This is a genomic window from Leptospira kanakyensis (assembly GCF_004769235.1).
GTDB lineage: Bacteria > Spirochaetota > Leptospiria > Leptospirales > Leptospiraceae > Leptospira_A > Leptospira_A kanakyensis.
Map to the genome: position 1 here is coordinate 332112 of NZ_RQFG01000010.1, position 9984 is coordinate 342095.

Below are 9984 nucleotides of genomic sequence, written 5' to 3' on the forward strand. Positions count from 1 at the left end.
TCATTGATTGAAAGTTTAATGGTCGGGCTCTCCCTCGACGAGGGCGCTCGGTCGATCCCTAACGCGGGAATTTTATACTGAGTAAATTACAATAGACTACAGATTTAAATTTTGGGAAAGATGATCCAAAAACCTTTTAATTAACAAATCGTATACTTCTTTCGGCAACTCTCCAAGGATCCCTTCGATTCTACCTTCCTCTAAGTAAGAGACAAACCCAAATTTGATGGATGAAGATGTCTTTAGTCCTGTCCGATCACAAAACTCCATCTCAGAACTTATAATTTCATCAAAGCCAAAAACCAAATCATAAGTTTTACGAGATACACCGCATACAAACCAATGGTCTCGGTCAGGCAATTTAGATAATATTAATACTGGTCTCTTTTTCTTCCTTCCATCCACTTGTGGAAGTTCCGCCAAACAAATTTTACCTGGATGGATCATACTTTGGATTTTTCCAAATTATATCCTTCGTGGTATACTCAGGCTCTTCCTCCGAATATGAATCATTTAACATAACAGGAATAAATGGAATCTCGTCTTTTTCAACATATGGAAATTCTATTTTATTAAAGAACAAATCATTGAATGCATGAAAATCATCGATGATTTCATTCGATTTTTGTTCTAATGAAGTTGGGATCATTTTTGAACCTCCTCGAGTTGTTTTTTCAGAGTTTCAATTTCTAGAGTCAAAGATTTCAGAATTAATTCTTTTTCTTTTTCCAATGATTCAATTTTTAACTTTTGATTTTCTATCTCATACGATTGAGTTTTATTCTGAGCGATTAACTGATGATTTATATTTTCAAGGTTAGCCGTTTTGATTCTAAAACTCTCAATTGCCTTTTGAAAGCTATTAAGACTTCGGATCAGCTGTTCTCTATCTTGTAAAAGTGCTTCGATATCCTTTTTTGACCTTTCCAACTGACCTTGGGTTTGCTGCTGTTTCGAAGCTTGAATGAGATTTCCGATGAGGCTCCCAAATGTAACAAGTCCATTCCAATCTATTTCTTCGTCTTTTGGCATCGATGCTAATCCCATTCCATTACAGGTAGGAAAGTGTCAAAATTGCACTCAAAAAATGCCTGTCCAAATAATTTCAGTGAAACTTATGAGTTTTATTTTGTTGCTAAACTTTCCAGCTTAGTTACCCATTCATTAAAATGTGGGCACTCGCTTCTGATCTTATCCAATCCAATTCCTAAAATTCCTATATTTCCCATTATTGGTTTTTCATAGTCTTTCATAATAGATAAGATTCTTTTTGAAGGAGCGGTTTCCGGTGAATCGTTTATATCTTCTGGAGTTGCAAACCCATTTCGTATAGATTTAAATTGAGAAACAAATTCTCTATTGTTGATTGAATCCAGAAAGACATCACAATCGCTAAATAAAAGGGATTCAAACTCATGAATCAAAGTAAAAGGAACGAATCTTTTTGAATTAAATTCAGCACCCATTCTTTGGACTATATCACCATGCATTGATTTTTCAACATGTCTCGCTTTGTCTATAGAGGAAGGGATTCTCTTTGCCTCTTCTCTACCTGGCCATGATTGATTTCCTATCGCGGGCATTCCGTAAAAATCAACCATAGTTGTAACATATATTTGTTCATCTTGAGATAGCTGACGGATAAACTCTTCGCTGATAGATTGCCATGAGCCAACACCACCCCGTCTATTCCTTTGCCTTGCGTTACCAAAGATTCTAGCACTAACTTTTCCATATCCCTTTTTATACAAGTGCCCTGAAAGGACTTCATTTACAAATGTTTCTTCTGTTTGACCTTCTACATTGATAAGAAGTCGAATCACTTTGGTCTACCGCCAAAATGATTTTTTTCCCAGAGTTGACCTAGGCTGAACTCATCCATCCATTTATCTAAATCATCAGGATCTAAACGATGAAAAGCTGTATTTTCATTTTCTCGATCAGCAACAAGTATATCTTCTGGTTGAAAATGATCCAGTAACAAAGCCGATTGTGTAGATACAATCACTTGCGTTTCATGTGCTGCTTGTTTTATCAATGATGCTAATATGGTAATGGCAGAAGGATGGAGTCCCAGCTCCGGTTCGTCGACCATGATAATAGATGGCCGAAATTCTTCTGGTTGCAAAAATAACACAGTTAAGGCGATAAAACGTATAGATCCATCTGATAGTGCGGATGCTCCAAAATACTTATCGGAGTCTTTATGAACCCAAGCCAAACGAATGTGTTCAAGACTCAATGGATCAGCAACCAAATTAAAATCTTCAAAAAATGGAATCGCCAATCGAATCGTTTTACGAATCATTAGATAAGAATCAGAGTATTTTTCTTTTAATAAATATAGAAATGAGGGTAAGTTGGATCCATCGTATCTTAAGAATTGATTGTCATGTAACTGTGCGGTTTTCCTTAAAGGAGAAGAAGTACTAGTATCGTGAAAATGATACAATCTCCATCGGCCTAAGCGCGTTCTTATCCAATCTGCGATACGTTCGGCTTTCGGATTACTGATCCCTGCTTCTGTTCCGCCATTCCTTGCTGGTAAAAACGTTTCATATGGTTTAGGATGTTTACCTTTATCCCAAAACTTTGTAATCTCTCGATCGGGATATAAATTGTCTTCCGAATCAGGTCTTAAAGCAATTTCATATTGATTTAGTTGATTCTCAAAGGAAAGCTCTATTATGATTTCTTTTGTTACTTTAGAGCCAAAATGTAATACATTCTCAGCGCCACCCGCCTCTCGGATGTATGAATTCAAACGACCTTCACGAATTGCATGAAGAAAGGAAAAAACACCTAAAAAATTAGACTTACCGGAGCCATTGGCTCCTATGATGACATTGATCGGCCCTAGTTCAAGTTTTTCAATGGAGGAAATACTCTTAAAACCTCGAACTGTAATATAGTCAATTTCGTGTCTTTTCATTGGTCAGCTGGATAGGTTCTGATTTTACAATATAATCGAATGATTTTTGAAAACAAAACTAATTTTGTTTCGTTTTGTTCATATTTCTTACCGAAATCTCATTTAATCCACCCCCTACCCCTTTGGAACGACTCCAACTTCTTTCATACGATTAAAAACCTTTTTCACTTCCAACTCATCAAATTCCTTTTTATGTTCCGACCACTCATAAAATCTTTGAAAGAGGAGAATCTCAGAAAAGGTCTCTTTTTGATTCAGTATGTTTTCGTAACAAGCATACAAAGTAGCCACAATCTCAACCTTATCAGAACTTGTAGTTTTAAACTTCGTGATGAGATAGTGAATCTGATCTTTTTGATTTCCATAATACTTTATAAAGTCTTTTTGGTGTTCCCCAGCCTTCTCAAGTTTTCTATATTTGAGAGCTTGGGTTGGTTCGTATTGGAACCATTTTTTATCCTTCAACTGTTTATCGATGGATCTCATCAAACTAGGATCAAACGGTCCCATTGCCTGCTTTAAAAAATTAACGGGCAACTGCATATCCGCTGACTTGATACACAGATACATCAATTTCTGTAATTTCAAATGCCCAAGTGTTGCTTCTTTATGCAACTGCCAAACGATCTCAGCAGCGAGGACAGTCCTTTTATAATAATCTACATTGGTAGGTTTAAATTCAATTATGTTTGATGATGGCAAAGAATCACTTGCTTCAGTGATAGAAGTTTTGTTCTTAATAGCCGGTTCTTTCTCAGCTTTTGGATTTTTAGCAGCAGCATGTTGTGTTTCTCCCCCCAGCTCCCCCCGAAACGCCCTCTGGCTCAAACTCCCATACAAGTGTTCCAATTCCACCAAACTCTTTTGGTACGTCTCTTTCAATGCCTCCACCTTTTCGACCACCGCCGCAAATTGGTTTTGGAGAGTTAAGGGAGGAGCGATAAACTCAATTATTCTTACATCCCTTAAATTTATCTGTTTTAGAGCTATACCATATGTCTTTTCTTGAATTTTTTTCTGCATTGATTGTGATTTAATTTGAGCCATTGCAAACCAATTATTAAAACTATCATTAAACCAAATTGGAGTTATTCCACGAGTTACATTTGCACCTTTCAAATCAATACCTGCAATCGAAACAATTCCCGTTGTCCCACGAACACACATTAGTAGTTCTCCACCTTTGAGTCTTGTTCGAATATATTTCCTTTCAATCTTTGGATCAATTCGTTTTAATCCATCAATGTGAATGATATCGGATGTTAAATCAACGGGTCTTACTATAATAACCCCATCTTTGAATTCTTCACCGGGCTGTACAATTCCATACGTTAAGGGACAATCTGGTGCAACAATTTCAGAAAACTGCTTCACCCCCCACCCCTTCTCATTTCGCACCGGATCCCCAAACATCTCCAAAAACACACTCTTCAAATACGCATCTAACAACGCCAAACTCTCTTTTCGTTTGGCGATGAGTGCCTCGGCCCCAGACAAAACGTTCGCAATATGGATTTGTTCTGGCAGGGGAGGGAGGGGGATTTGGAAGTTTTTTAAGTCTTCTTTATTGAATCCAGCCTGGGCAGCTCGACCTCCAATATTTCCAATAAAAGACTGAAATTTTGAATCTTTTAGAATATAGTATAAATATGATTTATTTAATTTCTTCTCATCTGGTGTAGTTTTAACAATTGCAACATTATAAGCACCGGGAAGTCCTGTTAAAATTTTTCCAATAGAAGCACCGTATCTTCCAATTAGAATATCATCTGCTTCACAAGTTTTAATTTTATTAGAAATTTTTACATATTCGATATGCTCAAGTTTTTTCTGAGTAAAATCACGAATTTGCAGCATCCGCACATATCCTGGCTTAAGCTGGCTATCCCATTCTTCTTTGGGAGGTTGTGTGCCGCCTTGAAAATCACAAACATCGGTTATTGGAATAAAATTCAAGTTCTCATACCCGCTCTGTTAATGAAGTTGATAAATACAAGTGTTTGAAATCCCTTACAAATCTCTTGGTTGATTCCTTCGCTTTTAAAAATAGGTTCTTCACTTTTCTTTAAATTTCGGAATTTCAAATTATAAAGGGGAAGAGAAAAAGTCTTCCACACTCTTTCAACTCCAAACCGGTTGCTTCGATACGCTTCGCCACTCAGCGTCCGGGACTTGTTTCGATATAATGGGGATGCTGAGTAGAATCCGTAGGATTCGTATCGAAGCATCACCGCATCATCCCCGCAAGCTCTTCCAATTCCTTCCTAATCTCTTCTTCCAAACCTTTTAGTTTTTCCAAAATCACTTTTGGTGATTCATAACTCACTTCTTCGAAGACATCTTCTTTGAATTTACTCATAGAAAGGTCGTAACCTTCGGCTACGATCTCGGACTTGGGAACAAAAAAATACTTCGCCTTGCGGTCGTTTGGTTTTTTGGGGTCGCGCGATTGGAATTGGGTGACGATGTCGGGAAGGTCAGAGGTATCGATTTTGGTGCGTTTGTCATCGAGAGTATACCCGTCGGCTACCATATCATAAAACCATACTTGTTCGGTGGTTCCCCCTTTCGTAAAAAGAAGGATGGCGGTACTCACCCCAGCATAAGGCTTAAAAACACCACTCGGCATGGTGATGACAGCTTTCAATTCCGATTGTTCGACAAGGATTTTACGAGCCTCAACAAATGCCTTACCGCTTCCAAAAAGAACCCCTTGAGGCACAATCACTGCCGATGTGCCTCCAATCTTTAACATCCGAAAAATTCGTTCGATAAACAAGAGTTCGGTTTTGGTTGTGGGGAGGTTAAAACCTTCATTGATATCTCCCTTATCGATATTGCCTGTAAAGGGAGGATTGGCAAGCACCACATCAAACTGGCTATCTTCATTATAAGATTTACTGAGTGTGTCCTTATAATCAATATGCGGTTGGTCAATGCCATGCATCATCAGGTTCATCAGCCCAAGGCGCACCATAGTCGTATCAATATCAAATCCATAAAAACTAGATTCCAAAATGGCTTTGGCTTTTTCGGTTAGCCCCGAACTGATCACTGCCCTTTCAAACCCATCTTCATCCACTTCAGTAACCTTAGCCGTTTTGGATTTGTGATTCTTTTTAGCAAGGTCGGTCAAAATGTACTGATAAGCGCCTAACAAAAACCCACCAGTTCCGCAAGCAGGATCAGCAACTCTTTGTCCGAGTTGTGGGCTTACAAGTTCCGCCATCAGTTTGATGATATGCCTCGGTGTGCGAAATTGTCCGTTTTTACCCGAAGTGGCAATTTCACTGAGGAGCATTTCATACACATCCCCTTGGATGTCTTGGAAGGCATGACCACCCTCCGTGGCATCTCTTTCAATCTCTTCAAAGATTTTTTCAATGATCCCAATCGCTTCCACAAGAAGGGAAGGTTTTGGCATAATAAAAACAGCATTGGCCATTGACTTTGTAAAAGGTGAGCCGCCATCCAGTTCCTTTAAAAAAGGAAACACTTTGGTTTGGACATGGAGTAACATCTCTTCGGCGGGTTTGTGTTTGAATTCACTCCAGCGTAACTCTGATTTTGCGATTGCATCACTACTCCCAGGAACCTTATACTTACCCTGAAACCGAGAGACAAATTTTTCGCCTGTAAATTCAGCGTCTCGCATCCGTTTGGTGTCCAAATCATCAATCTGTTTCATAAAGATCAGATAGGTAATTTGTTCAATGGCAGTGAGTGGATTGGAAATCCCACCACTCCAAAATAGATTCCATAGTTTGTCGATTTGTGCTTTGAGAGTGGAATTAAAAGAGACCATTATGCGGCGAGTACCTTATCTGTTAATATTAATATTTCATCGATTTCTTTCGGAGTAAAAACTCCTCGAATCCCATCGGGATGGATCTGCGTAAACGGAGCTTGGATCAAATCTTTTTTGGTGAGTGTTTCCCGTTCCAAAATAAAGTGTTTCAAAAGATCCAAAAACTGCATCTGTCTTGCAGATAAATAACTATGTTCCTGGGTAAAATGTGCAAAGGATTGGGTCACGATTTCAGGAAAACTGGGAAGCCTCTCAATGCCAAGGATATGTTTCAAAAATTGAACAAGTTTTGCCTTTCTGTTTTGGTACACCCGGCGCAAAAGATCTACTGTGATGTTAGGATGTTCTTCATGCAGTTCTTCGGCAAGCGAATGAACTTCCGATTCCGAAAGCACATTTCCCGATTGGAGTTTTTGTAAGATGGGATTCGATGATGTGAGCTCTTTGATCTTTTCTTCTACAAGTTCTTTATAACGAGTGATACTCACCGATTCGTGTTGCGGGCCAAATTCCACATATTCTTTTTCTACCACAACATCTCGCAAATCAAACTTGGCGAACGCTCGCGTCTCTCCGCTAGCTTCTATAAATTTTAATAGAGGAGAAAGTCGAGCGACCAAATTGTCAAAGTCACTTTCGGATGCTTTGGCCCAATAGGCATTGGTCTGCGCTTTGCGAATCAATTCCTCTTCCAAAGCCACCGTATTTACGGACAAGGGAAGTTCTGAGATGGTTTCTATCACACCCATTTTTAAGGTTTCAAATTTTTCGACATCCTCGTCTAACTTGGCAATGGAAACTTCAAGCACATCCCTTTCGAATCGCATGGCTTTGAAATCAACATTGGATACAGTGCGAAAGAGTGGTTTGATCACTTCTCGTAAAATTCGAATCGATTCCTTTCCCGCACCTCCCGAAAAGGAATTCCAAAAATTCGGATCTTTTGTCCGTTCTAAATCGGACTTTGCATCTTTAATCACAATGGAATTTTCTGGTAAGGTTTCGATCTGTAGTTTTAGTTTATCGATTTCATTGGAAATAATACTTGCTTCACCAAGCTCCATTGCCTTTTCCAATTTATCCACTCGAAGCCCAAACAATTTCACAGGAATCGGAATTTGATTTTTTAGCTCTTTTCCCTTTGGATTCAACTTAAAGTATTCAAAATTATCCCAACAATCTAGGACAAGAAATTGGTCTTTTTGCAAACACCAAGGAATCGTCTTTTCGGAATCAAGTAGCCGAGTCCCTCGACCGATCATCTGCCAAAACTTTGTATAGGAATACACTGGTTTGGCGAAGACCAAATTCACAAGTTCGCGAATGTCAATCCCTGTATCCAACATATCCACACTAATCCCAATCCGTGGCATATCTTGTTTTTTAAATTGATCGAGAAGTCCACCTTTACCATGCACTCTCGGATCTTCCGATACAATGACCTTTGCCAGTTCTCCTTTATACTCAGGATACAGTGTATTGAAAATAGATTCAATGGCACGGGCATGTTTGATATTCACACAAAAGAAAATACTCTTCCCAGGGATCACTCCATTGGGATCTTTAATGCACTCATCCATAAATTGTTTCACAATGAGAGTGTTAGTTCCAAGGTTTGTGACTGTTTTTTCTAATTCAGTGCCTTCGTAGTTGATTTCTTCAATTTCCTTTCCATCCAAAATCAATTGTTTTTGGTCTTCCAAAGAAATGGTTCGTTTGTTAATTCCTTCACTTTGAAACTTGGTTTTGATTTTCATCACTTGAAACGAACACAGATAAGGTGGAATATGATTCACCGCCTCTTCATAAGAATAGGCAAAGGTAGGAACTCCATCCTCGCATTCGAAGAGTTTAAAGGTATTATGATCAATGACATTGGTGGGGGTGGCAGTAAGCCCAAGCACCATCGTACTAAAATAATCCAAAATTTCTTGGTAAGTATTATAGATACTGCGATGGCTTTCATCCACGACCACCAAATCAAAAAAATGCGGAGAGAGTGGATTATTCTCATCCCGAATGATATTCAGCATTGTAGGATACGTAGAAACATAAACCCGACGATCCTTCGCAATCTCTGTTTCACCAGAATGAGGCCAACTTGGTTCATTTGGAATAAATTCTTTAAAAGCATCCAAGGCCTGTTCTCTTAAAGAAATACGATCCACCAAAAATAAAACTCGTTCCGCCCAACCTGCCCTCATCAGGGTTTCGACAAGAGCAATACAGGTTCTTGTTTTCCCTGTTCCTGTGGCCATCACAAGGAGGAATTTTCTCTTTTTCTTATCTACTGCTTCTAATACAGAACGGATTGCTTGGATCTGGAAGTCTCTTCCTGCAATCCGAGTATTAATGAATTCACCAGTAAGAGGTCGCCTAGCCCTTCTTAAATAAGCATACCGTTCCAAATCATCACGCGTTGGAAAACCATACACTTTCCTTGGGGGGCTATGTTCGATTTCCCAAAAATAAATATCATGGCCATTTGTATAAAGGCAAAAGGGAAGTTCTCCTCCCTTGGATTTTTGAATCTGATAACAGTATTGTTTTGCTTGTTCTCTTCCGATCTCCGCATCAACCGATGATTTCTTTGCTTCTACTACAGCAATGGGTTTGCCATCTTTTGCCAATAGAACATAATCGCTAAAACGTAACCCATGATAGACGGAATTTGGATTTTCAGATTGATTGATAGGCTCTACAACGATTTCAAACTCACATAAGACTTGAGAATGATCATCAACATTCCAGCCTGCTTCAAACAAGCGTTTGTCTATGATTTGTTTGCGAGTTTCCTTTTCTGAGGACATTTCGGATAGTTTTCCTCGCGTTATACTATCGGAAAACTAACTTTATTCAATTATTTTTATATGTTAGTAAAAGGATCTGCCTCGGATTAACTTCCAAATATCCCCAAGGACATAAAAAAAGCCTCACATCTTTCGACGTAAGGCTTCTTCTTCTCTTACTCTTCTTCAACTATATACGACAAAGGTTCTTTCTCCCCGATGAGGGAAAGCCGGCGGAGCAAAAAGCAGCAATGCTGCGACTGCGAGCCTGGCACTCGAAGCGTGAGCCACGAGCTCTAGCTTCGAAGTGCATCGGCGAAGACCGCCAAACAGAACAAAGTAAAACAGACAACGCTAACAATGATATACACGATCGCAATCGTGTATATTGTAATATGGTCAAGCCGATCGAGCGATTAGTATCACTTGGCTGAATCCATTACTGAACTTACACC

At 39.1% G+C, this 9984-nt stretch carries 8 protein-coding genes; all 8 read right to left on the bottom strand.

The annotated features are described in order from the left end of the window. Positions 1–96: 96 nt before the first annotated feature. Positions 97–447, bottom strand: coding sequence for a type II toxin-antitoxin system PemK/MazF family toxin (locus EHQ16_RS09480; protein WP_135631748.1), 351 nt, complete (start codon positions 445–447; stop codon positions 97–99). Continuing rightward, positions 431–649 (bottom strand): hypothetical protein, encoded by a 219-nt coding sequence (locus EHQ16_RS09485; RefSeq protein WP_135631749.1) that lies wholly within the window; start codon positions 647–649, stop codon positions 431–433. The genes EHQ16_RS09480 and EHQ16_RS09485 overlap by 17 nt, the downstream gene beginning before the upstream one ends. Further along, positions 646–1032 (bottom strand): hypothetical protein, encoded by a 387-nt coding sequence (locus EHQ16_RS09490; protein ID WP_135631750.1) that lies wholly within the window; start codon positions 1030–1032, stop codon positions 646–648. The genes EHQ16_RS09485 and EHQ16_RS09490 overlap by 4 nt, the downstream gene beginning before the upstream one ends. 92 nt (positions 1033–1124) lie before the next feature. Then, entirely contained in the window at positions 1125–1823 is a 699-nt protein-coding gene (locus tag EHQ16_RS09495) for a DUF4276 family protein (RefSeq protein ID WP_135631751.1), read from the bottom strand. Then, positions 1820–2932, bottom strand: a complete 1113-nt coding sequence (locus EHQ16_RS09500) for an AAA family ATPase (protein ID WP_135631752.1) — start codon at positions 2930–2932, stop codon at positions 1820–1822. The genes EHQ16_RS09495 and EHQ16_RS09500 overlap by 4 nt, the downstream gene beginning before the upstream one ends. Before the next feature lie 114 nt (positions 2933–3046). Beyond that, entirely contained in the window at positions 3047–4888 is a 1842-nt protein-coding gene (locus EHQ16_RS09505) for a restriction endonuclease subunit S (protein WP_135631753.1), read from the bottom strand. A 271-nt stretch (positions 4889–5159) separates the two neighbouring features. Continuing rightward, a complete protein-coding gene (locus tag EHQ16_RS09510; RefSeq protein WP_135631754.1) occupies positions 5160–6737 on the bottom strand; it encodes a type I restriction-modification system subunit M in 1578 nt (525 codons plus the stop codon). Beyond that, positions 6737–9550, bottom strand: a complete 2814-nt coding sequence (locus EHQ16_RS09515; RefSeq protein ID WP_135631755.1) for a type I restriction endonuclease subunit R — start codon at positions 9548–9550, stop codon at positions 6737–6739. Before EHQ16_RS09515 ends, EHQ16_RS09510 begins: the two co-directional genes overlap by 1 nt. Between the last annotated feature and the right edge of the window lie 434 nt (positions 9551–9984).